Genomic DNA, 22687 nt, shown 5'->3' on the forward strand with positions numbered 1-22687 from the left:
CCAGCCTTGACCAGCCTCTTTGAAGCCGGTTGGATTGATGCCGGACCCTTCGCAGATCGGGCATGCGCTCAGCCTGTATCCGTCAGCGATAAACCAAGATCGGTCGAGCACTACGGTCCCGTGGCCGTCGCAATTCTGACAGACCATGGCTACCGACCTCCCTCCGAACGATCCGCAGGGGCAGGGGCGAGACCTCGGTGACGCGGCGAGCGGTGACCTCTTGATTGGTGAGGTTGGCGATCTGTGGTAGCGTAGCGGCATGATTTCGCGCGGCTTCCGCTACAAGCTGGAACCGATGCCCGAGCAGGAAGACCTGTTCCGGCAGTTCGCTGGCGTATGCCGTCTCGTCTATAATCTCTCCCTCGAACAGAGAGAGACTTGGGGCCGGAGACACCGACTTGGCTACGTCAGTCAGGCTGCGGAACTGACAAAGCTGCGTGCTGAGTTCGACTGGGTGCGTGCAGTATACGTATCTTGTCAGCAGCAGGCGATGCGCGATCTGGATAGAGCCTTCCAGAATTTCTTCGCTGGCCGATCTGCCTTCCCCCGCCCACGCCGCCGTGGTGTGGACGATACGTTTCGCTTCCCTGGTCGCGAGATCGCAACGAGGCGGCTCAATGCAGACTGGTCGGCGGTTCGTCTGCCAAAAATCGGTTGGGTCAAATACCGTGATAGCCGTCCTATCCGAGGCGTGGTTAGAAACGCCGCAATATCCCTCGACCCGCTCGGCTGGCACATCTCCTTCGCATGCGAGATTGCCCACGAAGCTCCTGCGCCGTGCATGGACGTTGTCGGCATCGACCGCGGCGTAGCGACAACCCTCGCCCTTTCCTCGGGTGAGGTCATGAGTATGCCCGAAAGCTTGGAGCGGATCGAAATCCGTAAGCGTAGGGCTCAGAGGGTCGTCGCCCGACGCAAGCGAGGGTCTAATCGCCGCCGCCGAGCATTGGCCCGCGTCGCCCGCCTTCAGGCTCGCCAAGCTCGCATCCGGCGCGAGTTCCACCATCGTGCCGCCATTGATATTGCAAGGCACTTTGGTGTTGCCGTTCTCGAAGATCTCAACACGCGGGCTATGACGAGCACTGCGCGAGGCACAGTTGAGGAGCCGGGCAAGAAGGTTCGTCAGAAGGCTGGTCTGAACCGAGCCATCCTGAGCGCGGGATGGTACCAGTTTGCTGCCATTCTCACGTACAAGATGGAGGAACGTGGCGGGCAAGTCGTCACTGTGCCGGCTCGCTTTACGAGCCAAACCTGTGCCGCGTGCGGCGTCGTTGATGCAAGAAGCCGCGAAAGCCAAGCGCGCTTCGTCTGCGTCTCCTGTGGTCATGCTGACCACGCCGACATCAATGCTTCGGTCAATATCAAACGGCGGTGGAGCACACCGTTGCTGGACGTGGAGGGTTTGCATAGGCTGCCCTTTGAAGCGTCAACTGGAGGAGATCTTGTGATCTCTGAAAATCCTCGGCTTAGCAGTCGGGGAGGATGTTAACGTCCGCCCTCCTGGGTCTGAGCGTCCCCCTGCCCCGCGCTGTCGGGCGAGGTCCGGCTTCGGGACCTCTTGGCCGCCATCAGCGCGGGACCGATCTCGCCGATGATGACCATCGGCTTCCGGTCGCCGCCGATGTCTTCCGCTCCGTTGTCCAGCGACGCGCAAAGCTCATCGACAAGCGTGATCAGCGCACCCACGGCATCCGTGTCCGCAGGCCCCGTGCTGTCGGGCGTGGGCTCGTCCAGGGCGTACAGGTCGTCTTGCTCTGCGGCCTGGATCGCCTCACGGGCATCGTCTCGCGCGTCCATCAGCCGAACCGTGGCGTCATCGTGCCAATGCGGCGGCAGGCTGTTGAGCATGTCGTCAGCCGCCTCGATCAACTCCTTGTAGGTGACGCGGAGTCTCGTCGTGCTGTCGGGCGAGGGCGAGACTGGCGGCGTGGTGGCGAATTCAGCGGCCATCGCGGCGAAGTCAGCTTCGGTGTCGTGCTCCCACCGGACGCCGAGGCCGCCGCACTCGCTGCACCCCGAGCCGACATGGCACCGGAAGATCCTGCTGTAGGAGTAGTGGCCGGTCTCGTGACCTTCGTTCGTCTCGTGACAGCCGGTGCACGACTTCCACCAGCCGCCGGTTTCCTTCACCGTCTCGGCCACGGATGCGGCCAGTTCAGCCTCCGCACCCACGCCCCGCCCCGCCTCGGTCCCGGTGGGCCGCCCCGCGGAGTAAACCTCGGCATAGACGGCCTTCGCGAACCGCTGGTTGGCCGCCACGAAGTCGGACCCGAACTCGTCGCAGAGGTTGAAAGCGATCCGCTCCTGCGTGGCGGCCGTCATCTCGGCCGGAATCAGGCGGTCTCCCTTTGCTTGGGTCTGTTTCACGCGGAGGCTCCTTCGATGCTGCGGCGGATGGCGCGGGCGGTCTTCACCATGGCGATGCCCTTGAGGCGGCCGATGGGGATGGTGCGCAGCGGCGAGGGTCGGCCGCCCAGGACGCCGATCGCGTCGTCGCGGTAGGCGTAGGCCTCGGCCTCGGTGAAGCCGGCCGCCTGGAGGTCCTCGACGGTGCAGCCCTCGGACAGGCCGTTGATCCGCTCGCGCATAGTCTCGGCCATGCGGAGGATGCGCTCGCGCCGGTCGGGCGCCTTGCGGGCGGCGAGGAGCAGGGACGGGGCGGTCATGCCGCAGCTCCGATGTCGAGGGCGTCTCCCGGCACGTTGAAGAACCCGAGCTGCCCTCGAAGCGGGCTGAACTTGAGAGGTCGCGCATTGCGGAGCACGAAGCCGTAGGGGCCGAAGAACCACGGCGAGGAGCTGGCGCTCACGCAATCGACAATCTCGGCCACGCCGACGATACCGCCGCGGGGCGCATCGTTATGTGCACGGGCCCTCCGACGAAGCCGCATCTCCGCGTCGAGCGGGAAGGCGCTGTCGACGAAGTCCATGGCGTCATCCCATTCGGAGCGGGTCATTCCCTTGCCGGCATGGATGAGCACCGGTCCTCGGAAGCGGGTCGGCCAAGACCTGTTCTCGATGTCCTTCCCCTCGGTGAGGATCAGGTGCGCCCAGGGCTGGCGGATGGAGATTGCGGGCAGCGTCTTCACTCGGGCTTCTCCCATTTGCTGCAGGCGGGGTCGCGGACGCGGACGTCCGTGGCGGGCCCGTGGGTCCAGCCGGCCCGATTGAGGCCGCACTTCGGGTAGGTCTTCGACATCTGCCGTCGAACCAGGTGCCGGCAGGATCCGCAGGTTTCGCCCTCGAGCCCGGTGTTGGGCCGGGCGGCGTGGCCACGGGGACGTTCGGTTGCCCGGCGCGCCTGGCGCTTGCGCTCGAGCTTCGAGAGGACCGGCCGCTCGAAGCCGAAGAGGTCAAGCTCGGGCGGCATCACGCGGCCTCGGTCGTCGCTTGGGTCGGGCGCTCGCCACGCTCGGCGAGGGCCTCGAGGTCGGGCCGGTGCGGGTAGATCTCGGCGCCGTCGGTGAGACGCGCGGCGGTCCCGCAGGCCGGGCAGATGGGGGCGGCCATCAGGCGGCCCTCGTGGTAGAACGCCGGTAGAGAGCCCTGGTGTCGGCATCGAGCGCGTAGCCCTGCCCCCAGACGGTCGTGATGCCGACCTTGAACGGCTTGAGCTTCTTCCGGATCTTGCAGACGAACACGTCGACGATCTTCGGTTCGGCCTCCTCCTCCGCGGTGACCCGATCGGCATAGAGCGCAGCCATGATCGCGTCCTTGGTCGCGAGCTCGCGGTTCACCAACACGCCGAAGACGCGGGCCTCCTGCCCCGTCAGACCCCATTCGATGGGCGGCTGCACGCACTCCATCAGGATGCTTTCCAGAGCCGACACCCGTTCGCGCAGGAGCAAGTTCTCCTGCTCGACCACCTCAAGCCGCCGCGCGACGTCCATTGGACCGACCCTTCTTGGTGTTGCGGAACAGGATGGTTGCGAGGGCACGCCAGCGCTGGACGCCGAACTGAGCGGCGAAGAGCGCGGCCTCTCGATCTGCGCGCGCGCCGAGCTCGCGGATGGTCGTGGCGACATCGTCGGGGTGGACTTGGCCAGCGAACTCGGGGGCGTAGAGGATGTGCTCGACGGCTTTCAGCGCCGCGGCCGAGACGGGTGCCATGCGCCCATCCACGCAGACCTGCAGGACCTCCCGGGCACCTTTCGCGTGCCGGCGATGGACGAGCGAGCGCAGGACCTCGATCGCCATCGTGTCTCCGATCTGCCAGCGGTCGTTTCCCGGGGCGAAGCGCAGCACCCGGGCTCCGGCCCGGTCGCAGACCTGCTGGATGGTCACGGCGTTCTCGTCGCCGGCAGCCACGAGTGCGTGGTGCAGCTGCATGCCGGTGACCGTGAGGCGATCGCGGTTGTGCCTCACGAACGAGTCGGCGCGGCTCTGCTGATCGTCCGCTTGAACGATCAGCACGGGGATCTCGGTAACATCGGGATGGGTCGCCGCCGCGATCGCCGTGTGCTGCCCATCGATGACGTGGCAGCCAGCGTCGGTGGTCACCACCACCGGCGGCTTGAAGGCGCGCCAGGACCATTCCGCAACGATCCTGCGGATGAGGCGCATGGAGCGCTGCGAGAGATCACGCTGGTAGGACTCGTCGATCAGGAGATCGGTCGGCGACATCATCGCCAAGCGAGGCATCGCCTCGGTCTCGCCGCCAGGTGTCGTGTCCGGGAAGTTAAGGGCCCGGATGGGCCGGAGCTTGGTCAGCACGGGCGGATCTCCTCACAGCGGAAGCGGGCGGGCGCCGGAGCGCAGGGACAGGCGGCGAGCCGGTATTCCTCGTCGTCCGGGATGCCTGCCTCGTCGGTCCCGTCGAGGTCCTCGGGCTCGTCCCAGCAATCCGGCTCGTGGCAATGGTCGCAGCCGCAGCGCTCGAACTCGTCCGAGGCGCAGCATTGGAAGGCGCAGGCGTTGCACATCACGCGGCCTCGCTGTGCTGGCCGGGCTCGCCGTCGCCGCGCGAGTCCGCGTTGAGCGGCGCGAAGCCGGGGAAGTCGTCGTCCCGGTCGTCCGCGACGGCCGCGGAGCGGTCGAGTTCGGCGGTGATCTCGTTCAGGGCCTGATCGGCCGCACTGGCGAGGCTCTGCCGGAAGGTGCGAAGCGCCTGGCTGCCCTTCGCCGCCTCGGCCCGGGCGGCGGTGAACAGGCGGTCACGGCTGGACCCCGGCCTCGGAGCGTCGCCGCCGGGAACTGGGAGACGCTTCTCCTCGGGCCTGTCCTGATCCTTCGGCGCTGTCTTCTGCGGGGCAGCGCCACCCTTTGCCCACGCGGCGAGCCGTCGCCCGCAATCCTCGTCGATCGCGCGACCCTCGGGGAAAAAGGACCGGTGCTGCTGCTGGAGCTTGTGCGGCAGATCGAACCGAGGGATGCCGGGCGAGTCCGGTGACAGCGTGAAGCTCGCCGTCATGTCGTACATGAACCGCTTCTCGCAGATCGGCATCCATCCAAGCTGCTCGACCACGGTCTTGCCGCGGGCGTCCTTCGCGATCCTGATCTTCTCGTCGGCGCGCAGGCAGAAGATCAGCGTCGCCCGGCACTGCAGGATCGCGTTCATCATCCGCTTGTGGGCGATCTTCGGGGCCTTCCAGTTGCCCGGGCTGTCGACCGGCTTCTCGGCCCAATCCTTCCACCAGTCCTGGTGGTCGCCCTTCTTGCGGGGATGCTCGATGCCGGGCTTCGGGGTGCCCTCGGCCAGACGGTCGGCCCAGTCGACGATTCCGCCCTCGCCGTCGTATTCGTGGCTGAAGCTGTCGAGGATCACGACTTCGGCGCCGGTCGCCTCCGCAGCCCGAATGCCATTGATCCAGCGATCCGGCCCGAAGGGGGGCCGCATGTCGGCATGCTGGAACCGGTGGCTGTCGGCGTAGTGAAGCCCGCGCCGGGCCTCGCTGTCGATGAAGGCGATCCGCCCGGCCGGGGAAATCCCCTCGGCGAGGCGCAGCGCGCTCTTGGTCTTGCCGCTGCCGCTGGCGCCGGCGAGGCCGATGAGGAGCGAGACCTGCTCGCGAACGGCTGGGACGAAGGAGAAGCTCACGCTGCATTCCCCCAATCCAGAGGACGCCACGGGCTGCTGTTGAGGTCGAAGTTCTGGACCTCCTGCGCGAGTTCGAGCTCCTCGCGCTCCAGCCACTTCTTCTGGGCCCACTCCGGGTACTCGACGCGGACGATCTGCGTCGGGTAGCCGGCCCAGACCCCACTCTTCAGCGCCTTGTTCCAGCGGGTGAGCGCGAGCACGACCTTGTGGGCACCGACGTGCAGGCCGGCGGCATCGGCCTCGGCGACGCACACCCCGTGGGGCGCGTCGTTCTCGATGAAGATCCAGCGGAACGCGATCCGGCCCTGCAGGTGCGGGAACAGCAGCCCCAGGACGTGGGTGTAGAACGCCCCCTGGACCTCCATACCCATCTGCTCGACGCGGCGGCCGAGCGTCTGGGGCGCGGCGGACGTGTCGCCCGTCTTCACGTCCCAGATGATCGCGTGGTCGTCGTGGATCTCGACGCGGTCCATCATGATGCGGAGCCAGGCGCCGGACACGTCGCGGGCGATGGCGACGACCTCGGCCGGTGCAGACTGGAAGCCCTCGCAGCCGGGGATGCGGGCGAGCCGGATCTTGACCTGCTCGGCGAGCGTCTCGGCCTTCTCGCAGTCCGGGAGCAGGATCGGCGCGTCGCCGGCGGCGTAGGCTGCGGCCCGGGCGGTCTTCGCGGCCCCACCCTTGTAGTCCGCCGCGTCAATGATCACGAGGTCGGCGCCGTGCCCCAGGATCAGCTTGTGGGCCGCGGTGCCGATCTCCATCGGCCGGGTCGGATCGCGATCGGCGTCGGGCGCCTTGCCCAGACGCGGGTGCTCGGCCCAGGCGTGCTCCTGGCTCTGGTTGATGAGCACCTTCGCGATCGACGAGGACAGCGACGGCTCGGGGGCCGGATCGGCGTGATAGACCTTCGCCGGCATGTGGTAGAGGCCGGGCGCCGCGACGCGCCCCTCTTCGTGGTCGAGGATCTGCATGGCGTTCACTCCGCTGCTTCGGTAGCGACGACCATCGAGCCGGCGACGGCGCCGTCCTCGATGACGATGGCGGCGGATCGGCCGGACTGAACGACCTCGATCCACACCTGGTAGTCGGCGGCCTGCGCCATCTCGGCGAGGATGCGCATGGCCTCCTCGTCGAGGAGCGAGCCGTCCTGGACGCGGATCACCCGGAGCTTCGGGTTGGCCGCGATGGCGATGGCGACGGACGTGCGCAGCTGCTCGGCGCTCGACGCCTGGTCGAACGGGACCTCGTTGAGCAGGATCTCGTCGTCGCCGAACCCGATACCGGGCACGGGCAGCTCGGCCTTGGCGATGGCAGCGCGCTTCTCGGCGGCGCGGTCCTCGATCGCTTTGGTGAGCGCGGCCGCCTCGGCCTCGGCTTCCTTCACCTGCGCCTCGATCCGGTCGCGCTGCTCGCGCTGGGCGACGGCGGCGTTGATCCGGCCCGCGTCGGCTATGCGCTGGCGGAGTTCGTGGGTCTCGATGGGCTCGGGGAGCGGTTCGGCGTCGGCGAGCTGCTGGCGCTTGCTGGCGGCGCTGGCCTGGATCTCGCGGACCTCGTCGAGGAGGGCCTGCGCCTGCTTCGCGAGCTCGATGCCGCGATCCTCCAGCCGCTCGGTCTCCGCGATGAAGGTCTCGCGGTTCGCCCGGCGCCGCTCGACCAGCGTGTTGTGCTCGCCGGCCTCCTGGATCTTCGCCACCAGGGCCGCGTCATCGATGCGCTCGGCCGGGGTGTCGGCCGGGACCTCGATGCTGACGGCCTGCGAGCGCAGGCTGCGGATCGTCCGGTTCACCTCGGTGCGCCGGTCGAAATCGGCCTTGCTGGCCTTCTCGATCGCGGCGAAGTCGACGCCGGGCACGAAGCGCTTCAGGGTTTCGAGCTGGGCCTTGCCGTCCATGCGGGTGAAGGCGAGCGGGTCGAACGTCAGCGCGCCGAGGAGGCCGTCGAGCATCTTCTGCGGGGACTGATACCGGGCGCCCTCCCCGTTCTCGACGTAGACTTTCGTGGTGTAGCTGCCGTCCTCGCGCTGGCTGAAAGTGCGGATCACCTTCAACTCGCCGAGGTCGACGCTGATGCGCGCCTCTTCCTGACCCTTCCGGATCGGCTTGGCCTGGATGTTCGAGGTCCCGGACAGCGCCCACCAGATGGCATCGAGCACGCTGCTCTTGCCCTGGCCATTCCGGCCGCTGATCTCGACGATGTTGCCCTCGGGCATGATCGTGACGGCGCGGAGCCGCTTCACGTTCTCGGCCTGCAGTTCAATGATCTTCATGACGGCGGTCACTCGGCGGCTTGAGGAAGGGGAGAGGCGAAGCGGGCGCGCTCGTTGAGATCGGCGGCCATCTTCTCGGCGAGCCAGAGCCGGTCCGCCGGACTCAGCGTCGGGAGCGGCATCGAGACCGGATGGTCGTCGCGATCGACGACGATCGGCTCGGACGCGGAGCGGACCCGGAACGGGCCGGCGAGGCCGGCGGCCAGGAGGCGGGCGCGGAAAGCGGCGGGCTTCATGCCTGCCCCCGGCTCGGCATCGGGAACGAGGCGCGGACCATCGCGTCGGCCGCCTCGACGGTCCGGAATCCGGGACAGGGATCGTCGAGGCGCGCGGTGCAGGCGGTGTTGTAGGTCCCGGCCGTCGCGCCGCAGCGCGCGCAGATAATCTGACCGGCAAGATGCGCCTGGACGCGCCGGGCCTTTTCCTCGAGCCACTCGCCGATGCGCTGGCGACGGGTCTTCATGGCCGGACCCTCCGGGCGAGGCCGAGGGCCAGGGCCAGAGCGCCGGTGGAGAGCGCCGGCACCAGGAAGGCGATGCGCAGCGCGTGGCCGGCGATGGCGTGCAGCGCCTCGTCGATCTCAGCCGGGGTGGCGAGGCCGCCGACCGCGCGTTCGATGAGATCGGCGGCGGCGAAGATCGCGGCGACGCCGAGGGCGGCGCAGGCGGGGAGCAGGCAGGCGAGTTGAGCGTCCGACACGGTTGGGCTCGCAGGGATGGGAGAGATGGGCCGGGCCGCCCGGCGTGAGCGGCCCGGTGGGCGGCTCAGGCGGCGGCGCTCTCCGCGACCGGCTCGACGAACGGCTCGAACATCCAGCTCTCTTCCCAGTAGGGCCGGATCTCGCCGTGGTCGCACCCGCAGACGGAGGCGACGCGGATGTCGAGCTTGGCGCCGTAGCGCTCGCTGTCGACGTGCTTCGGGTCCGTCGCGACGAACTCGCGGCTCGGGTACTCCGGCGCCTCCAGCACGATGAACGGGCGGCCGGCGTTAGCGAGCGGGCTGTCCGCGCGCGGGGTGACGAGATCGCCGGGTTTGAAGGGGTCCGTCAGAGCGTACCGTGCGGCGGCCGCCTTCAGAGCAGCGATGTCTTGCGCCACGGGCCGCTTCGGGCTCGGCTTCTCGCCACCACCGATACGGCTCGCGGCCAGGGCACCAAGGAAGGCGCCAAGGTCAGCTTCGATGACTCGGGTGTTCGACATGGTGCTCTCGTGTTGGAGCGCGGTGCGCTCGGGGGTGAAGGCGGGAGGGCGACGCTCAGGCGGCGTCGCGGAGGTCCTGGGCGGGACGCGCCAGGGTCGGGTCCACGGCGCCGTGGCGCTCCAGGATGGCGAGGACCTGTTCGAGCAGGTTGTTGCGGGCGGCGGCCTCGCGGTCCTTTGGATCGAACCAGCCGCCGAGGGCGTCGATCTCGCGGAAGGCGCGGTCGATCGGACGGCCCGCGGCGGGGACGAGCTCGGCGCGGATGCCGGTGTCGGCGACGGTGCGTGCGGCCATCAGGCGGCCCGCCCGTAGCGGCCGGAAAGCGCGAGCTGACCCTTGATCGCGAGGCGTTCGGCGGTCTCTTTCTGGGTGGCGACATACCGGGCGGCCGCGTTTTTAGCGGCGGCCTCGCCCTCGGCGAGTATCGGCTCGATGTTCGGCCAGGCCGGGTCGGCCATCTTGACCGCCATGCGCTCGAAGTAGGCCGCATCCATCACGGGGCAGAGCGGATCGTAGGCCTGGGCCTGCTGCTGCTGGCACGGCTGCGGGACCATGTATGCCGGCGCCGGGGCGACCCGGGCCTGGAGCGCCTCAAGCGCGAAGACCTTCTCCGCCGTGCCGAGCCGCTGGAACGACGCCAGGACATGATCGGCCAGCTCGGCGTGGGAGCACATGCCGGCGATCGACATGATGTCCTGGTGCGCGAAGGTCGGGCCGTTCTGGATCGTCGTCAGGACGCCGAGGAGCGCCGAGCGAGAGAGGGGGATGTTCGGGAGGGTGGTCACCGGGGCGGCTCCATCGCGGTGGGGCGATGGCGGGAGTATGCGCGCTAATTTTATCGCGTCAATCCCATTGCGCTAAATATCTCGCATTTGGCGCAGACAGAGGCAGAAGATCGTTCTTGATATGTTCTATTTCCTGACCGAGCATCACCCAACATGGCTTGGAGCAGACGATGGCAGGCAGGGATCTCTACGGCGTGCAGGCGTTCATCACCGACCGCCTGGGCAAGCTCATCCAGGGGCGGTTCTGGACCTGCAAGAACGCGGACGAGGCACGCAAGATGGCGGAGGGGCGCGTGAATGGCGGCCACGCAGTGGGCGCCGCGGCATTCTATCGGACAGGAGTCGGCGAGTTCGATGAGGGTGAGGCCGTAACGATCGCTACATACGGGCGGGTGCCAGTGGGCGTTGTGGATGCGCTCCCTTTCTAGCCGTTGGTGATGGTTGCTCGCTTATCTAAACGCCCTATTGCATCGGTCGGCCTCTAATTTCATTGATATCCTTCTTTGCCTTTCCGATTGCGCGAGCAGCAAATATGCCTGTTGTTATTGAAATTGATAAGCAAACAAAAGCTATGATAGACAATACTACATCAGGGCCGTCGATCTGTTTTGGCTGATAGAGAGACTTGATTAATGAGGCTACTGATGGAAGTAGTCCTAAAAATGCTCCAGCCGAAGTTGTGGATACGCCCAATGTTACTGGAGAGGCTAGACCGACTATTTTTTCTAAATCTTTATCTTCGATTATATGTGTCTTGATACTATCTGGCCTGCTTTGCAGGACTCGGATTCCAAGGCGGCCGGAAGAGACCTCATTCTCTGAAGCCGGTGGGGCTTCATGCGTGATATCCAAGGGCGAGGAAGATCTGGCGGATTTAGACACGGCCGGTGTTGCCAATATCGACTTTAGGGGAGCTAACGTTGCTAGGTTTCTCCGATTTGATTTGCTCCACCATGAGATCAAAGCTACCTTGACCCCAGCTTCCGAAGCCGTGATAAATAGCCCTCAAGTACTGCATGGTCGCGGCAGCAGGACCAGCCAACCCAAGAGAACATCTAGTAAAGTGACATTGTCTGAATGATGGCATTGGGCCGCCTGAGTACTCAATGTAGCAATCAGTAAATTCGCATTTGTGATACTGATTGCCATCAACGGCTACTGTGCCCTCAGTAAATTTGGCGCCCTCGACTAAAGCCATTTTTTATACCCCTTTAGCGACATTCAGTGATGCTTCCCTTGTTAAATCATAATTGCTCGTGCCAGAGGCGAACCATTCACGGGCGTCGTCTTCGCTGAATGGGTCGGTGTACCCAGGTGACGAGCGCGATAATCGACACCTCGATCCTCCCGTCCTCGTCCTCAATCATGGATTCGAGGGCAGTCGGTCCCTGCGGGATGATGATCGGCTTCTGCCAGCGCGGATCATCCGAATCAGGCCATAGCTCCACGTGGTTACCCTGTTTCATGTAGCGCTTGGCTGTACGCTGCCGCAGCAGGCCGGAATTTCGACGCATCTCCACGATGACCAGATCGTCTTCGGCGGGCCTGTAACGGGCGGCGATGGCATCGACGCACGCAAGGATGTCGCCGTCGATCGCGACGCGGTTCAGGGATGAGCCGCGAACGACCAGCCCAAACTGATCCTCTGCGCGCCAGCGCTCATCGGGACGGACAGGCACCGGGTCGAACTCCGGCACGTCGACATGGTCGTCGGCTTCAAGCCAACGACCAGCCGCCACCTCGCCTATAACCTTGAGTGATGGATCGTGCGCCAAGGCTGCGGTTGCTTCCTGCGCCTTGGCGATATCCTCATCGACGCCGAATGCGAGCCACTCTGGCGATACCTTCAGGATTGGTGCCAACTTGCGCATGGTGTCGAGCCGAGGCGACTGCGACTTGCCCTCCCGGATGTTTCTGATGGCTGAGGCGCTGAGACCTGCAGCTTCTGCCGCGCCGCGCTCACTCAAACCAAGCGAGTCGATCCGACTTTGAATGCGCGTAAGGACCGCCTGATCGTCGTCTGATGCCATGCGCGAAATCTATCGCGCAAAGCTGTGGATACGGAGCGATAGGTTTATCGTTGACCACGCGATAAACTTAGCGCATCGTCCCCTCCCATGAGACTTCGAGACCAGCTCCTCACTGTTTCGGAAGCCTACGCGAACCTCGTGGGGCGGTCCGAAGCGCGCGTGTCCACTATCGTCTACGGTTCGGGCAACGCCATTCTGCGCTTGCGCGACGGTGCCGACATGGGCTCCGAGCGCATCCACAACGGTCTGCAATGGTTCTCCGATCATTGGCCGGACCAGGCCGACTGGCCAATTGACGTCCCGCGTCCCGCGAAGACGGTCGTGCCGTCCGAAGCGAGCGCCGCGTGATGCGCCGGCTCCTCGCTCCCCTGACGCGCTGGCTCGACCGGCGGATCGACGCGCGGATCGCTGCGGCTGGGGCTCGTCGGCAAAGTCTGGAGTGCTTCGCCAACGAGGTCTCCAACGACCTGCGGTTGTCCAGCTGCGTCGGTGATACTCGGATCGCGCCGGAACAGGCCGCAGGTCGTGACGACACTTTGGTGGTGTCTTAGATGAGCGGCTTTCCTAGAACTGATTGCGCGGCGGATTTCATCACCTCGATGAACTCTTCCTCGCCTGTGTTCGAGGGTTCCAGAGTTGCAAGTTCGGCATTCACCGCTGCGACTACTTCTTCCGTAAGACCAGCGTGCCGCTTTTCTAGCGCCTGGAATAGGTTGCGCAGGATCACCTCCGTGGCGACGGAGCGATGCGGTGCATCTGCCTGCACTGCGCTGCGATCGGTTCCTGATGACATTCTTGGCTCCTTGGTTCGGTTGGCACTGACCAAGGTAGCGGACCGGACGGGACATGCCATCTCGGCGTGCATCCCGTCCGCGTCTGCGCTCTGCGGGGCGCGCTGACATGGCGCCGGTCCCCGCCCTCTTCTGCCTCCTGGCGATCCTGTGCGCCTTCGATGCGGCGCTCGTGGCGACGCTCGCGGGCGGGCGCGGCTCGGGCGGCCCGGAATCGCGCGACGTCGCGGCGTTCTGCGGACTGATCCTCGCCTGCGGGGCGGTCTGCCTCGTCGCGGCACGGGTGGCGTCGTGAGCGCCGCCCTCCCCCTTTCCCATCGCGCCGGGCTGAACCGGCCGATCGTCGGACTCGCGACTGCCCCCCTCGTTTCGACACGCGGGCCCGACGTCCCTTTCCGAGATCGCGCCCGTCGAGCTCTTGCTGCTCCGGTGCGTGAGTGCGCCGCCCGGCCCGGCCTTCCCCGGCGCCAGGGCAGCGCATCCCCTCCCCTTACCGCGGCGGACTCCTCCCACGCCGCCAACTCGCGACCGCTCGGCACCGCCGGCGGTCGCCCCTTCTGCTCGCGTGATCGTCGACGCCGCCAAGCTGTCGATCCCGCGTCTGTACTGCGTCTCTGGTCCACCTCCCCGCACCCATCAGCCTCCGTTGCTTCGATCTTCTTGAAGCACGGAGGGCTGACCGAATGCGGTCAAAGTCGGGAGACGGTCGCGTGATGATCACGGCCGAACAGGCACTCGAACGCGCACGCTCGCCGCTGGCCGCCCTGGTGGCCGAACGGGAGCGCAGCGCTGGATCACGGATGCGGGCCTACGGGCTCGTCGGCGCGCCACTCGGACGCTCGGCGACCTGGGTCCGCAAGGTTCTCGGACGGGCGCCGGACGTCACGGTCGGCCTGCACGACGCCCTCAACATCGCGACGCTCTACGCCCGCGTCTGCGCAACGATCGAGGCCCGGGCCGACAAGGTCGAGGCCGGCAACAACGCTCTTCGGGAGGAACTCCATGCGGCTCTTTCGGGCGCTGCGGCGCCTCCTGCGCGAACACCAGGATCGGCGGTCGCTCAAGCAGCAGCTCCGCGCCGTCCAGGACGTCCGACCGTACCGGCACTGGCCCCTGCGCATGCTCGATCGCGTGCGCCGCGGGTGCCGGTGGATCTGACCGACCTGCCGCTGTGGCAGGCGGCCCACGAGGAGAAGTGACCCATGGAATCCGCCTACGCCAACAAGAGCATGAGTGGTCCGCAATCTGCCGAATTGCCGCCGAACACGATCTCCGAGGCCGTCAAAAGCCTGGAGCATCAGCACAGCGAAATGTGCGCTCTCGCCGAAGAAGCCGAGCGGATCGCCAGCATCCTGTGCGGGCCCGAGCCTCGTCCCGAGGGCACCTCCGCAAAGGACCATGCTCCCGAGTGCATGGTCGACCACCTGCACCGGCGCATCGGCGCCCTTCGCAGCCCTGCCCGCCGCATCGACGAAGCCCTCGCGCGCATCAACCGCCGCGTCGGCTGACCCCTGCTCGCCCCCTAAGGCGTGAAACCGGAGAGAACCACCATGACCACCCAAGTGACCGTGAAGGTGCCCGAGGGCGCAAGCTACGTCGGCCGCGTCACGACGTTCGACACCGCCTCGACGACCACGACCGACGTGCAGCCGGGCGCTGAGCAGAGCTTCTACGTCCACTCGACGCGCTCGATCCAGGTCATCGAAGCCCCGATCGCGGCCGTCGAGGTCGAGACCGCAGGCGCATCCGCGGTCTGACCCGCCCTCGCCGGGCGGCGCGGTGCCGCTCGGCTCCACCTCCAGGAGCACACCATGGTCGATGGGACAGAGCAGGCGCTGGCGTTCGCGGACAGCAAGGCGCGCCCCTTCACGCCCACGCACGTCAGCCACAAGCAGGTCGAGGCGTACCCGCTCGTCCGGCTCGATCTCGACCCGAACGACGAGCGCGGTCTGATCGCGGTCGTCGACGATGGCGGGGCCAACATCCCGGTCAAGGTCCCGGCGGACATCACCGCGCGCGGTACGCCCCAGGCCGGCAGCATGCTGGTCCGGTACGCGCCCGACGAGGCGCATCCGGACGGCTACCTCTCGTTCTCGCCGCGCGCCGCCTTCGACGATGGCTATTCCGCGATCCGCCCGGCCGAGCACCGCAAGTCCTACGAGGGCGGCGGCCGGGGGCTCACCTTCGGCCAGGCCATTGAGGCGCTGAAGGACGGCAATCGGATCGCCCGGGACGGCTGGAACGGCAAGTCGATGTGGCTCGCCCTGAGCGGCCCGCTGAAGGGGCGCACCATCTCGGCCGAGCAGTTCTGGTCGAGCAACAACCGCGAATACGCCGAGGCGAGCGGCGGCTCCGCGACTGTCCTGCCCTGCATCACCATGAAGACCGCCACCGGCGAGATCCTCATGGGCTGGCTCGCATCCCAGACGGACATGCTCGCCGAGGACTGGTGCGTCGTCTGACGCCCGCCTGAGCGCTCCCCCTTCACACCCTGCTTCACACTGGAGACCGCCCGTGTCCGCTTTCACGAAGAAGCCCGTCACCGTCGAAGCCGTCCGTCTGCGGGCTGGCGAGATCCCTGGCGACACCTTCATCCACGAGGGTATCGTCGCCGGCACGCTGGCTTTCCGCGAGGACAGCTCGTGCGTCGTTCAGACGAACCATGGAGCCGTCGTCGCTCAGCCGGGCGAGTGGATCATCCGGCAGGTCACTGGTGAGCTCTACCCGTGCAACGATGAGATCTTCCAGGCGACCTACACCGTCGCCTCACGTTCGGCCGACAGCAGCGGTGATCCGGCGCTGAGCCGCAACGAGGCCGACGCGATCGTCGAGAAGTCGACGGCCCCGCGCGTCACCCTCGACGCGATCAAGGCCAAGATCGGCGAGGCCGAGTACTTCCGCTCCGGCGTGCTGACGATCTGCATCATCACCATGCGGAACGGCTTCACCTTTGTCGGGAAGTCGGCCTGCGTCTCTCCCGAGAACTACGACCAGGCCGCCGGCGAGCGCTACGCCTACGACGATGCGGTCCGGCAGATCTGGGCTTTCGAGGCGTACCTGCTGCGAGAGACGCTTTCGGCCGCCGCCTCCTCGCTGCGCGATCAGGGCGGAGCCATCGAAGCCCCCCACACGTCCCAGGACCTGCGCTCCCGCGGCGAGCCCCGCCTGAAGCCGGTCGCCTAACCCCCGAAACAACACCGCCCGGAACCCTGCGAGGCAAGCGGGGTCCGGGCGGCATCGAGATCGGGCGAGGTGCCCGTGCTGTGGAGAGAGACGATGGAAGCCACAAATACAGTCGAGATGCAAGCCGAGACCCTGTCCGGCGACATCCGCGACCAGTTCCTCGATGTGCTTCGAGGCTTAGAAGAGCCCTGGACCAAGCTTACCGAAACACAGCAGAAGCGGACCATCGCGACGGTCGAGAAAATCTCGCGCGACGTGGTCCGTGGGTCCGTCGATATGGTCGCCCACGCTGGGTTTGAGCACATGCTCGTGACCACGGGTGAGTGGACCGTGAAGGACGGCATCAAGCTCAAGGTGAGTGCGTCCGGTACGGTCGAGGACATCACCCGGCTCGCCGAGCACGGTGGCGGCTCCGCCATCCTAGTGTTCGCAGACGCCCAGGTCTTCTTCGGCGAGCGGGCCGCGGCCAAAGCCGACAAGGATCAGCCCGACCTCCCGATCGACGAGGACGGCGTCTTCCAGCAGGAGACCGAGCTCAAGCTGAAGGAGCTCGACCCCACCCCCGACGAGGGGGAAGAGGACGGCAACGAAGGCGATCAGGCCGAGACCGCTGGCGGCAAGCCTCGCCGGCGCCGTCGTACCGCTGCCGGTGGCGACGCCCCGCCCGCGCCGGAGATGCCGGCCGACACGACCCGCACCGCTGTCGACGCCTGAGCCGGAGCGCGAGCGGTGCCAGAACCCATCATCATCCGCCTGGCCGGTCCCCCGCGCGGGAAGGGCCGGCATCGCTCGCGCGTCGTGACCGTCCCCGGCCGCGCGCCGCGGTCGCAGCAGTACTCCGACGCTGCGACCCGCGCCTACGAGGCCGAGCTGCGCAAGGCAGCGACCGCGACCATGGCAGGGGCGCCGAAGATCACGGGCCCGCTCTGCGTGAGCGTGTACGCCTATTTCCCTATCCCGAAGAGCTTCTCGAAGCGAAAGCGCGCGGAGGCCCTGGCCGGCCTCGTCCGGCCCGAGGTCAAGCCGGACTGGGACAACATCGCCAAGTGCTCCGACGCCTTCAACGGCATCGTCTGGGGCGATGACGCCTCCGTGGTCGATGGCTTCGTCCGCAAGGCCTACGCGGAGACCCCTGCCCTGGTGTTCCGCATCGAGCCGGCCGCGCCGCTCGTCCAGGACCTCGTGTCATGAAGGCGACCCGCCCCCTCCTTCGCTGGCACGGCGGCAAGTGGCTGCTCGCCCCATGGGTGCTGAAGCACCTCCCGACGCACCGTCTCTACACTGAGGTGTTCGGAGGGGCGGGCAGCGTGCTTCTGCGCAAGCCCCGGTCTCACGCCGAGATCTATAACGACCTCGACGACCTCGTCGTGAACCTGTTCCGCGTGCTGCGCTCGGCGGACGCTCCGCGGCTTATCGCTGATCTGCGCGCGACGCCGTTCGCACGGGCGGAGTTCGAGCAGGCCTACGAGATCGCTACCGATCCCGTCGAAGAAGCCCGCCGCCTCGTCGTCCGGTCGTTCATGGGCTTCGGCTCCGACGGCTTCAATCGAGCGGTCACCACCGGATTCCGGGCGAACGCGAACCGCAACGGCACCACACCGGCGCAGGACTGGGCGAATTTCCCCGACGCCCTGGTGATCCTGATCGAGCGTCTGCGTGGGGTGGTGATCGAATGCCGGGATGCTTTCGAGGTCTTAGCCCAGCACGACGGCCCTGAGGCGCTCCACTACCTCGATCCTCCCTACCTGCCGGAGACGCGCTCGCAGAAGTCGCGGCGCGCGGGGGGCCGGTATCACGTCTATCGGCACGAACTCACGAGCGAGGACCACGCGCGCCTGCTCGACACCGTGCATGGCCTGGAAGGCATGGTCGTCCTCTCTGGCTACCCGGCGCCAGCCTACGAGGCCTCGCTGTCCTCTTGGCGCCGCGTTGAGCGTGCCGCGCTGGCCGATGGCGCCCGGGCACGCACCGAAGTGCTCTGGATCAACCCGCGCGCCGCCGCCCGATTGGAGGCTTTCGGCTCAGTCTTCGCTCAGGCCCACCTCTTCGACATTGCAGGTGCCGCATGAAGCCCGGCCCGACGTTCCGCCCGAGCGAGCTGCACGCGATGGGGCAGGCCCTGCTCGAACGCGAGCGGGCCGAGGCTCGCGACCGCATGGCCCACGGCCGTAAGGGTCGGAAAATTTCCGGACCTTCCGAGGTCCGCGACCGGATCGGCGCCCGGTTCGGGATCTCCGGCCGGCAGGTCGACAAGATCGGCGATATCTGCCGGGCGGCCGAGGCCGACCCGGCGCGCTTCGGCGCCCTCCTCGAGGAGATGGACCGCACCGGCAAGGTCAACGGTCCCCACACCAAGCTGCTGCGCGCCCAGGACGAGGCGCGAGTACTCGGCCTGCAGCCCGTCGCGGGCCGGCACCGCACCCTGGTGGTCGATCCCCCGTGGGCCGAGGACAACATCTCGGACGCGGCCGGCCACGACTATGCGCTGATGTCGCTCGACGAGATCCAGGCCATGCCGGTGGCGGACTGGGCCGAGGACGACGCGCACCTCTACCTCTGGGTCACCAACAACACGATCCTGCTGGCGCCCAGGCTGCTCGCCGCTTGGGGCTTCGAGCACAAGACCGTGCTGACCTGGACCAAGCCCGATATCGGATTCGGGCGCTACTTCCGGAACAGCACCGAGCACGTGATCTTCGCGGTGCGCGGTACGCTACGGACCCGTCCTGCGGCCCGCTCCGCCCGCACCGATTACGATTGGCCAGTCGGTGCCAACTCCGAGAAGCCCGAGGCCTTCTACGACCTCGTCCGCGCCTGCAGCTTCCCGCCCTATGGCGAGGCCTTCCAGCGCACGCCCCGGCCCGACTTTGTGAACCTCTACCAGCCGGCGCCCGCGCCCGCCCTCCTGGCGGCGGAGTAGCACGATGCCGAAGGTTGATCCCAAACCGACCCGGGACGAGCGCGCACAGGAGGCCTTCGAGGCCTACACCATCGCGAAGGCGAAGGCCGACCGGTCCCTGCTGCTGCGCGACATGGCGGCGGCGGTCCACGCATGGAATGCGTTCGTCGACCTAGGCTTCGAGACCGGCACGGCACGCGAGGACCTCCTCGTATGACCGAGCACTTCGATCCCGCCGATACCTACGGCGCAGTCGTCCCGTTCACGCCCCGCGCGCCGAGGCCTACGCTGCCGGCCGTCAGCGTCGAGACCGAGGCCGCGCTGATCGGCTGTGTGCTCTGGCAGCCCCAGGTCTACCCGCTGATCCAGCACCTCGTCGCGCCCGAGCATTTCTTCGAGCAGACCCACGGCGCGGTGTGGGAGATCATCATGGCGGTCGCGGCCGCGGGCGACACGCCGAACCTGTTGAAGGTGAAGGCGGCGGCCGGGCCGAAGCTGCTGGCCTGCGATCTCGGCGGCCAGACCGCGATGCAGTACCTGACGCGCCTCGCGTCTGACGGCTGCACGCCCGCTACGGCCGAGGAATATGCCAGGACGATTCAGCAGTACTGGCAGCTCCGCGAGCTGGCGATCGCCACGGTCGACGTGCGCGAGGGGGCCGGTTTCGTGCCAGGCCCGGCGCTGGAGCGGATCTACGCCCGGGTCGACGAGGTCCGCGCCTCGTTCGTGTCCCGCAAGAGCATGTCGGCCACCCTGGAGCAGGCCGGCGACGACCTCGTCGCATCGATCCAGGCGGATCTCCAGGGCACCGGCCGGAAGCTGCCGAGTTCGGGGCTGGCCCAATTCGACCGGGAAATCGGTGGGGCGCCCCAGCCGGGAACCCTGACCACCGTCGCGGCCCGGACCTCGATGGGAAAATCGGTGTTCGGGGTCGAAGTGGCCTCGCACATGGCGGACCAGGGCTTCGCCGCGATCTACCACTCGTTGGAGATGTCCCGCCGGCAGGTCGCGGCGCGCATCGCGGCGAGCGAGCTGGAGCGGCGCGGCGTCAGGATGCCGTTCGAACAAATCCTGCGCCGCGGCGGGTTGAACCAGCGCCAGGCCGAGATCGTGGCCGGCACGCTCTACGAGCAGCGTGCCCAGCCCATGACGATCGAGGACGGTGGCGGGCGCACCATCGGCGACATCGCGGCCGCCTCGGACCGATTGGCGAACCACTACGCCCGGAAGGGCATCCCGCTCGGGTGCGTGGTGATCGATCACGCCCACATCGTGAAGGCGTCGCGGGCCTACCGTCGGGAGGACGAGGGCCTGAAGGAGGTCGCGGACGGCGCCCTGGCCCTGGCCAAGCACCTCGACTGCCCGGTGTTCCTGCTGGCGCAGTGCAACCGCAACACCGAGGGGCGGGAGGACAAGCGCCCGCAGCTCGCCGACATCCGCGGCGCCGGCGCCTTCGAGGAGAACTCGGACGCCGTCGTCTTCCTCTACCGGGCCTCCTACTACATCGAGCGATCCCAGGCCTTCCGCGACGGTGACCCGACCGCGCAGGACGATTTCGAACGCGTCCGGCACGACCTCGAACTCATCATCGACAAGAACCGGGCCGGCCGCGCGAACCAGGTCGTGCGCGCCTGGATCGACCCGGCCCTCAACGCGATCCGCAACAGGCAGCAGCCATGACCGTGCAGCCCCTCGTTCCTGCGCACGTCGACCTGCGCGACTTCCCCTTCATGCCGCTCGAGGTGTCTCGGTTGCGGGACTCCTCCATCGTGGACGAGATCACCGGCGACGAGTTCCGGGCCGCCATCCTGCTGTGGTGCGCCTCCTGGCACCAGGTCCCGGCCGGGTCGCTCCCGAAGGAGGCCCGGCAGCTCTCGAAGTTCGCGGGCTATGGCCGGGTCGTGGCCGAGTGGGACAAGGTCTCCGCCGGCGCTCTCTACGGCTGGGTCGAGTGCTCGGACGGGCGCCTCTACCATCCCGTCATCGCGGAAAAGGCGATCGAAGCCTGGGAGAAGAAGCAGGAGTTCGCCACGCGCGAGACCCAGCGCAAAGAGCAGGCGGCGAAGGCGGCCGGCGCCCGCTGGGGCAAGAAAGACCCGGCCGCCGAACCGCCTCCGGAGGGGGATGACCCCGGCTCAGGGGCCAAGAATGCCCGAGCAATGCCCGAGCAATGCGCCAGCATGCCGGGAGCATTGCCGAAAGGGAATAGACAGGGACAGGGACAGGGAGAGGGAACCGCGCATCAGCGCGGGCAGCCGCCGGCCCGGGGCACGGACGAACTCGGACCGTGGCTGCGATCCCTCGTCGGCCAGGAACCGGTGCTGGTCGCCCAGGACATCCACGTCATCGAACGCCTGCTTGCCGAGGATTCGACCCGGGCCGACGTCGAGGCCGGCATCGCGGCGGCCATGGCGACGAAGGATTTCCGGCCCCGCCGATGGCAGCAGCTCGTCGGCTGGATCAAGGGCGCGACCAAGGACCGGCTCGAAGGGGTCGCCAAGGCCGGCCCGAGATCCGTGGCCAAGCCGCCCGCCACGCCGGAGCAGGACCGGCGGAATCGGCTGGCCAAGGCCACCGCCCATTTCCGCGGCGAGTGGCGCCAGGGCTGGCCCGACGAGTTCCTGCCCGGGCATCCGGCCTGCACCACGCCAGCCGACGTGATCGCCGAGGCTCGCGCCGTCGCCGAGCGAGACCACCCGGATGCGAGGAGTGCTGCGTGAGCACTGCTGCTGCATTGCTCCCGGATTCCGGGCGCATCGTCGAGCATTGGCGTGCTGGCGTCCTGTCGGTGCCGTCGCATTACCCGCCCTGCCCCGGCATGATCTGGACGGGCTGGCCGGACGTCCATGCGGGCATGATCGAGTTCCTCGACACCTGGGGCGTCGAGGCGGTTCATCTCGGGTTCGGAACCCGGGCGCTATTCGGGGTCCATCACCTCGCTGCTGCGATCCGTGCGGATTCCACCGGTGCGCTCGTGAACGTCACCCACATGCCGGTGGCCTCGCTCGAGCCCGGCATCATCCGGTTCGCGAACGGCCTCGTGCACCGCGGCATGACAAACCCGGCCGAATCCGTCCCGCTCTGGGAGTTCGTAAGGAGTGCCCGCGCGCGTGCTGGCTGAAAACCCGTTTCGTATTGAAGGGCCCGATCCGCCCGAGACCTATCCCCCACACCGTGTCCGGCTCTGGCTGCTTGCCGCCTGGGCCGGGCATTCCGAGGCCGATGCGCAGGCCGGCCCGAAACCGGGCGATATCAGGGTGCAGCGCTGGCCAGAAATATACGTCGCGGACTGGCGAATGAAAGCGCAGTTGAAAGCTTGGCTGAATTCCCAGGTCGGACGCGAGCCTAGTTTTCGCCAGGCTTGCCTCAACAATGGATGGAATCGCGACAGCGCGATGCGGGGCGTCGACATGGCGATCCGCCTAATTTGCATCGGGCTTGGCGCGACTCGATGAAGGGTGATCGTCTACTGGTATCTTCACGGTGGTACCAAT

The 22687-nt window shown here is 67.3% G+C and carries 38 protein-coding genes; 18 read left to right on the plus strand and 20 right to left on the minus strand.

Features of this window, described 5'->3' with window-relative positions:
* Positions 1 to 295: 295 nt before the first annotated feature.
* Positions 296 to 1489 carry an RNA-guided endonuclease InsQ/TnpB family protein gene (locus AC3WLN_RS01560; protein ID WP_492479258.1) on the plus strand — a complete coding sequence of 398 codons (1194 nt, stop codon included), beginning with the start codon at positions 296 to 298 and terminating at the stop codon, positions 1487 to 1489.
* Here AC3WLN_RS01560 and AC3WLN_RS01565 read toward each other — a convergent pair.
* The 17 genes from AC3WLN_RS01565 to AC3WLN_RS01645 form a co-directional block, all read right to left on the minus strand.
* Positions 1486 to 2367 (minus strand): hypothetical protein, encoded by an 882-nt coding sequence (locus AC3WLN_RS01565; protein ID WP_492479116.1) that lies wholly within the window; start codon positions 2365 to 2367, stop codon positions 1486 to 1488. The genes AC3WLN_RS01560 and AC3WLN_RS01565 overlap by 4 nt on opposite strands.
* Positions 2364 to 2666, minus strand: coding sequence for a hypothetical protein (locus tag AC3WLN_RS01570; RefSeq protein WP_492479117.1), 303 nt, complete (start codon positions 2664 to 2666; stop codon positions 2364 to 2366). Before AC3WLN_RS01570 ends, AC3WLN_RS01565 begins: the two co-directional genes overlap by 4 nt.
* Positions 2663 to 3088, minus strand: a complete 426-nt coding sequence (locus AC3WLN_RS01575; RefSeq protein ID WP_492479118.1) for an ASCH domain-containing protein — start codon at positions 3086 to 3088, stop codon at positions 2663 to 2665. Before AC3WLN_RS01575 ends, AC3WLN_RS01570 begins: the two co-directional genes overlap by 4 nt.
* Entirely contained in the window at positions 3085 to 3369 is a 285-nt protein-coding gene (locus tag AC3WLN_RS01580) for a hypothetical protein (protein WP_492479119.1), read from the minus strand. Before AC3WLN_RS01580 ends, AC3WLN_RS01575 begins: the two co-directional genes overlap by 4 nt.
* On the minus strand, positions 3369 to 3509 hold the full coding sequence (locus AC3WLN_RS01585) for a hypothetical protein (protein ID WP_492479120.1): 141 nt from the start codon (positions 3507 to 3509) through the stop codon (positions 3369 to 3371). Before AC3WLN_RS01585 ends, AC3WLN_RS01580 begins: the two co-directional genes overlap by 1 nt.
* Positions 3509 to 3889 carry a helix-turn-helix domain-containing protein gene (locus tag AC3WLN_RS01590; RefSeq protein WP_492479121.1) on the minus strand — a complete coding sequence of 127 codons (381 nt, stop codon included), beginning with the start codon at positions 3887 to 3889 and terminating at the stop codon, positions 3509 to 3511. Before AC3WLN_RS01590 ends, AC3WLN_RS01585 begins: the two co-directional genes overlap by 1 nt.
* Positions 3867 to 4712: a hypothetical protein gene (locus tag AC3WLN_RS01595; protein WP_492479122.1), complete on the minus strand. Its 846-nt coding sequence runs from the start codon at positions 4710 to 4712 to the stop codon at positions 3867 to 3869. The genes AC3WLN_RS01590 and AC3WLN_RS01595 overlap by 23 nt, the downstream gene beginning before the upstream one ends.
* The gene (locus tag AC3WLN_RS01600; protein WP_492479123.1) at positions 4706 to 4921 is read right to left on the minus strand and encodes a hypothetical protein; all 216 of its coding nucleotides are present in this window, start codon (positions 4919 to 4921) and stop codon (positions 4706 to 4708) included. Before AC3WLN_RS01600 ends, AC3WLN_RS01595 begins: the two co-directional genes overlap by 7 nt.
* Positions 4921 to 6036 carry a DEAD/DEAH box helicase family protein gene (locus AC3WLN_RS01605; RefSeq protein ID WP_492479124.1) on the minus strand — a complete coding sequence of 372 codons (1116 nt, stop codon included), beginning with the start codon at positions 6034 to 6036 and terminating at the stop codon, positions 4921 to 4923. The genes AC3WLN_RS01600 and AC3WLN_RS01605 overlap by 1 nt, the downstream gene beginning before the upstream one ends.
* Complete coding sequence (locus tag AC3WLN_RS01610) at positions 6033 to 7007, minus strand: PD-(D/E)XK nuclease family protein (protein ID WP_492479125.1); 975 nt, start codon at positions 7005 to 7007, stop codon at positions 6033 to 6035. The genes AC3WLN_RS01605 and AC3WLN_RS01610 overlap by 4 nt, the downstream gene beginning before the upstream one ends.
* Before the next feature lie 5 nt (positions 7008 to 7012).
* The gene (locus tag AC3WLN_RS01615; RefSeq protein ID WP_492479126.1) at positions 7013 to 8305 is read right to left on the minus strand and encodes an AAA family ATPase; all 1293 of its coding nucleotides are present in this window, start codon (positions 8303 to 8305) and stop codon (positions 7013 to 7015) included.
* An 8-nt stretch (positions 8306 to 8313) separates the two neighbouring features.
* On the minus strand, positions 8314 to 8541 hold the full coding sequence (locus AC3WLN_RS01620; RefSeq protein WP_492479127.1) for a hypothetical protein: 228 nt from the start codon (positions 8539 to 8541) through the stop codon (positions 8314 to 8316).
* Positions 8538 to 8768: a hypothetical protein gene (locus tag AC3WLN_RS01625; protein ID WP_492479128.1), complete on the minus strand. Its 231-nt coding sequence runs from the start codon at positions 8766 to 8768 to the stop codon at positions 8538 to 8540. Before AC3WLN_RS01625 ends, AC3WLN_RS01620 begins: the two co-directional genes overlap by 4 nt.
* On the minus strand, positions 8765 to 9004 hold the full coding sequence (locus AC3WLN_RS01630; protein ID WP_492479129.1) for a hypothetical protein: 240 nt from the start codon (positions 9002 to 9004) through the stop codon (positions 8765 to 8767). Before AC3WLN_RS01630 ends, AC3WLN_RS01625 begins: the two co-directional genes overlap by 4 nt.
* A 65-nt stretch (positions 9005 to 9069) precedes the next feature.
* Positions 9070 to 9504 (minus strand): hypothetical protein, encoded by a 435-nt coding sequence (locus AC3WLN_RS01635; protein ID WP_492479130.1) that lies wholly within the window; start codon positions 9502 to 9504, stop codon positions 9070 to 9072.
* A 55-nt stretch (positions 9505 to 9559) separates the two neighbouring features.
* Positions 9560 to 9799: a hypothetical protein gene (locus tag AC3WLN_RS01640; protein WP_492479131.1), complete on the minus strand. Its 240-nt coding sequence runs from the start codon at positions 9797 to 9799 to the stop codon at positions 9560 to 9562.
* Entirely contained in the window at positions 9799 to 10290 is a 492-nt protein-coding gene (locus tag AC3WLN_RS01645) for a hypothetical protein (protein ID WP_492479132.1), read from the minus strand. Before AC3WLN_RS01645 ends, AC3WLN_RS01640 begins: the two co-directional genes overlap by 1 nt.
* 170 nt (positions 10291 to 10460) lie before the next feature.
* On the opposite strand from AC3WLN_RS01645, the gene AC3WLN_RS01650 reads away from it, so the two are divergent.
* Positions 10461 to 10718, plus strand: coding sequence for a hypothetical protein (locus AC3WLN_RS01650; protein ID WP_492479134.1), 258 nt, complete (start codon positions 10461 to 10463; stop codon positions 10716 to 10718).
* Positions 10719 to 10752: 34 nt separating this feature from the next.
* Here the strand turns inward: AC3WLN_RS01650 and AC3WLN_RS01655 are convergent, their stop codons facing one another.
* Positions 10753 to 11142 carry a hypothetical protein gene (locus AC3WLN_RS01655; protein ID WP_492479136.1) on the minus strand — a complete coding sequence of 130 codons (390 nt, stop codon included), beginning with the start codon at positions 11140 to 11142 and terminating at the stop codon, positions 10753 to 10755.
* Between the two features lie 422 nt (positions 11143 to 11564).
* Positions 11565 to 12320, minus strand: coding sequence for a LexA family protein (locus AC3WLN_RS01660; protein ID WP_492479137.1), 756 nt, complete (start codon positions 12318 to 12320; stop codon positions 11565 to 11567).
* Between the two features lie 159 nt (positions 12321 to 12479).
* Here AC3WLN_RS01660 and AC3WLN_RS01665 point away from each other — a divergent pair, with 159 nt between their 5' ends.
* Positions 12480 to 12668: a hypothetical protein gene (locus AC3WLN_RS01665; protein ID WP_492479139.1), complete on the plus strand. Its 189-nt coding sequence runs from the start codon at positions 12480 to 12482 to the stop codon at positions 12666 to 12668.
* 199 nt (positions 12669 to 12867) lie between these two features.
* Here AC3WLN_RS01665 and AC3WLN_RS01670 read toward each other — a convergent pair whose 3' ends face one another.
* Positions 12868 to 13113, minus strand: a complete 246-nt coding sequence (locus tag AC3WLN_RS01670) for a hypothetical protein (RefSeq protein WP_492479140.1) — start codon at positions 13111 to 13113, stop codon at positions 12868 to 12870.
* A 107-nt stretch (positions 13114 to 13220) separates the two neighbouring features.
* Here AC3WLN_RS01670 and AC3WLN_RS01675 point away from each other — a divergent pair, with 107 nt between their 5' ends.
* From AC3WLN_RS01675 to AC3WLN_RS01745, 15 genes are all read left to right on the plus strand, one after another.
* Positions 13221 to 13406 (plus strand): hypothetical protein, encoded by a 186-nt coding sequence (locus tag AC3WLN_RS01675; protein WP_492479141.1) that lies wholly within the window; start codon positions 13221 to 13223, stop codon positions 13404 to 13406.
* A gap of 418 nt (positions 13407 to 13824) precedes the next feature.
* A complete protein-coding gene (locus AC3WLN_RS01680; RefSeq protein ID WP_492479259.1) occupies positions 13825 to 14310 on the plus strand; it encodes a hypothetical protein in 486 nt (161 codons plus the stop codon).
* A gap of 3 nt (positions 14311 to 14313) precedes the next feature.
* The gene (locus AC3WLN_RS01685) at positions 14314 to 14619 is read left to right on the plus strand and encodes a hypothetical protein (RefSeq protein WP_492479142.1); all 306 of its coding nucleotides are present in this window, start codon (positions 14314 to 14316) and stop codon (positions 14617 to 14619) included.
* Between the two features lie 42 nt (positions 14620 to 14661).
* Complete coding sequence (locus AC3WLN_RS01690) at positions 14662 to 14868, plus strand: hypothetical protein (RefSeq protein ID WP_492479143.1); 207 nt, start codon at positions 14662 to 14664, stop codon at positions 14866 to 14868.
* A 54-nt stretch (positions 14869 to 14922) separates the two neighbouring features.
* Entirely contained in the window at positions 14923 to 15573 is a 651-nt protein-coding gene (locus tag AC3WLN_RS01695) for a DUF2829 domain-containing protein (protein ID WP_492479144.1), read from the plus strand.
* Between the two features lie 52 nt (positions 15574 to 15625).
* Positions 15626 to 16294 (plus strand): Gp49 family protein, encoded by a 669-nt coding sequence (locus tag AC3WLN_RS01700; protein ID WP_492479145.1) that lies wholly within the window; start codon positions 15626 to 15628, stop codon positions 16292 to 16294.
* A gap of 93 nt (positions 16295 to 16387) precedes the next feature.
* Positions 16388 to 17008, plus strand: coding sequence for a hypothetical protein (locus AC3WLN_RS01705; protein WP_492479146.1), 621 nt, complete (start codon positions 16388 to 16390; stop codon positions 17006 to 17008).
* A 15-nt stretch (positions 17009 to 17023) separates the two neighbouring features.
* Positions 17024 to 17485 carry a RusA family crossover junction endodeoxyribonuclease gene (locus AC3WLN_RS01710; RefSeq protein ID WP_492479147.1) on the plus strand — a complete coding sequence of 154 codons (462 nt, stop codon included), beginning with the start codon at positions 17024 to 17026 and terminating at the stop codon, positions 17483 to 17485.
* A complete protein-coding gene (locus AC3WLN_RS01715) occupies positions 17482 to 18363 on the plus strand; it encodes a DNA adenine methylase (RefSeq protein ID WP_492479148.1) in 882 nt (293 codons plus the stop codon). The genes AC3WLN_RS01710 and AC3WLN_RS01715 overlap by 4 nt, the downstream gene beginning before the upstream one ends.
* Complete coding sequence (locus AC3WLN_RS01720) at positions 18360 to 19214, plus strand: MT-A70 family methyltransferase (protein WP_492479149.1); 855 nt, start codon at positions 18360 to 18362, stop codon at positions 19212 to 19214. The genes AC3WLN_RS01715 and AC3WLN_RS01720 overlap by 4 nt, the downstream gene beginning before the upstream one ends.
* Positions 19215 to 19218: 4 nt before the next feature.
* Positions 19219 to 19410, plus strand: coding sequence for a hypothetical protein (locus AC3WLN_RS01725; protein ID WP_492479150.1), 192 nt, complete (start codon positions 19219 to 19221; stop codon positions 19408 to 19410).
* A complete protein-coding gene (locus tag AC3WLN_RS01730; RefSeq protein ID WP_492479152.1) occupies positions 19407 to 20873 on the plus strand; it encodes a replicative DNA helicase in 1467 nt (488 codons plus the stop codon). Before AC3WLN_RS01725 ends, AC3WLN_RS01730 begins: the two co-directional genes overlap by 4 nt.
* The gene (locus tag AC3WLN_RS01735) at positions 20870 to 21913 is read left to right on the plus strand and encodes a DUF1376 domain-containing protein (RefSeq protein WP_492479154.1); all 1044 of its coding nucleotides are present in this window, start codon (positions 20870 to 20872) and stop codon (positions 21911 to 21913) included. The genes AC3WLN_RS01730 and AC3WLN_RS01735 overlap by 4 nt, the downstream gene beginning before the upstream one ends.
* On the plus strand, positions 21910 to 22314 hold the full coding sequence (locus AC3WLN_RS01740; protein ID WP_492479156.1) for a hypothetical protein: 405 nt from the start codon (positions 21910 to 21912) through the stop codon (positions 22312 to 22314). Before AC3WLN_RS01735 ends, AC3WLN_RS01740 begins: the two co-directional genes overlap by 4 nt.
* Positions 22304 to 22648 (plus strand): hypothetical protein, encoded by a 345-nt coding sequence (locus AC3WLN_RS01745; protein WP_492479157.1) that lies wholly within the window; start codon positions 22304 to 22306, stop codon positions 22646 to 22648. The genes AC3WLN_RS01740 and AC3WLN_RS01745 overlap by 11 nt, the downstream gene beginning before the upstream one ends.
* Positions 22649 to 22687 lie beyond the last annotated feature (39 nt).

Source organism: Methylobacterium sp. FW306-05-D (assembly GCF_058782155.1).

Coding starts and splice junctions, on each gene's coding strand:
- AC3WLN_RS01680 (WP_492479259.1), top strand. CDS start 13,825: ATGATCACGGCCGAACAGGCACTCGAACGCGCACGCTCGCCGCTGGCC.
- AC3WLN_RS01635 (WP_492479130.1), bottom strand. CDS start 9,504: ATGTCGAACACCCGAGTCATCGAAGCTGACCTTGGCGCCTTCCTTGGT.
- AC3WLN_RS01660 (WP_492479137.1), bottom strand. CDS start 12,320: ATGGCATCAGACGACGATCAGGCGGTCCTTACGCGCATTCAAAGTCGG.
- AC3WLN_RS01640 (WP_492479131.1), bottom strand. CDS start 9,799: ATGGCCGCACGCACCGTCGCCGACACCGGCATCCGCGCCGAGCTCGTC.
- AC3WLN_RS01580 (WP_492479119.1), bottom strand. CDS start 3,369: ATGCCGCCCGAGCTTGACCTCTTCGGCTTCGAGCGGCCGGTCCTCTCG.
- AC3WLN_RS01585 (WP_492479120.1), bottom strand. CDS start 3,509: ATGGCCGCCCCCATCTGCCCGGCCTGCGGGACCGCCGCGCGTCTCACC.
- AC3WLN_RS01675 (WP_492479141.1), top strand. CDS start 13,221: ATGGCGCCGGTCCCCGCCCTCTTCTGCCTCCTGGCGATCCTGTGCGCC.
- AC3WLN_RS01620 (WP_492479127.1), bottom strand. CDS start 8,541: ATGAAGCCCGCCGCTTTCCGCGCCCGCCTCCTGGCCGCCGGCCTCGCC.
- AC3WLN_RS01600 (WP_492479123.1), bottom strand. CDS start 4,921: ATGTGCAACGCCTGCGCCTTCCAATGCTGCGCCTCGGACGAGTTCGAG.
- AC3WLN_RS01590 (WP_492479121.1), bottom strand. CDS start 3,889: ATGGACGTCGCGCGGCGGCTTGAGGTGGTCGAGCAGGAGAACTTGCTC.
- AC3WLN_RS01560 (WP_492479258.1), top strand. CDS start 296: ATGCCCGAGCAGGAAGACCTGTTCCGGCAGTTCGCTGGCGTATGCCGT.
- AC3WLN_RS01670 (WP_492479140.1), bottom strand. CDS start 13,113: ATGTCATCAGGAACCGATCGCAGCGCAGTGCAGGCAGATGCACCGCAT.
- AC3WLN_RS01705 (WP_492479146.1), top strand. CDS start 16,388: ATGGAAGCCACAAATACAGTCGAGATGCAAGCCGAGACCCTGTCCGGC.
- AC3WLN_RS01695 (WP_492479144.1), top strand. CDS start 14,923: ATGGTCGATGGGACAGAGCAGGCGCTGGCGTTCGCGGACAGCAAGGCG.
- AC3WLN_RS01725 (WP_492479150.1), top strand. CDS start 19,219: ATGCCGAAGGTTGATCCCAAACCGACCCGGGACGAGCGCGCACAGGAG.
- AC3WLN_RS01625 (WP_492479128.1), bottom strand. CDS start 8,768: ATGAAGACCCGTCGCCAGCGCATCGGCGAGTGGCTCGAGGAAAAGGCC.
- AC3WLN_RS01730 (WP_492479152.1), top strand. CDS start 19,407: ATGACCGAGCACTTCGATCCCGCCGATACCTACGGCGCAGTCGTCCCG.
- AC3WLN_RS01685 (WP_492479142.1), top strand. CDS start 14,314: ATGGAATCCGCCTACGCCAACAAGAGCATGAGTGGTCCGCAATCTGCC.
- AC3WLN_RS01735 (WP_492479154.1), top strand. CDS start 20,870: ATGACCGTGCAGCCCCTCGTTCCTGCGCACGTCGACCTGCGCGACTTC.
- AC3WLN_RS01720 (WP_492479149.1), top strand. CDS start 18,360: ATGAAGCCCGGCCCGACGTTCCGCCCGAGCGAGCTGCACGCGATGGGG.
- AC3WLN_RS01610 (WP_492479125.1), bottom strand. CDS start 7,007: ATGCAGATCCTCGACCACGAAGAGGGGCGCGTCGCGGCGCCCGGCCTC.
- AC3WLN_RS01615 (WP_492479126.1), bottom strand. CDS start 8,305: ATGAAGATCATTGAACTGCAGGCCGAGAACGTGAAGCGGCTCCGCGCC.
- AC3WLN_RS01570 (WP_492479117.1), bottom strand. CDS start 2,666: ATGACCGCCCCGTCCCTGCTCCTCGCCGCCCGCAAGGCGCCCGACCGG.
- AC3WLN_RS01650 (WP_492479134.1), top strand. CDS start 10,461: ATGGCAGGCAGGGATCTCTACGGCGTGCAGGCGTTCATCACCGACCGC.
- AC3WLN_RS01690 (WP_492479143.1), top strand. CDS start 14,662: ATGACCACCCAAGTGACCGTGAAGGTGCCCGAGGGCGCAAGCTACGTC.
- AC3WLN_RS01715 (WP_492479148.1), top strand. CDS start 17,482: ATGAAGGCGACCCGCCCCCTCCTTCGCTGGCACGGCGGCAAGTGGCTG.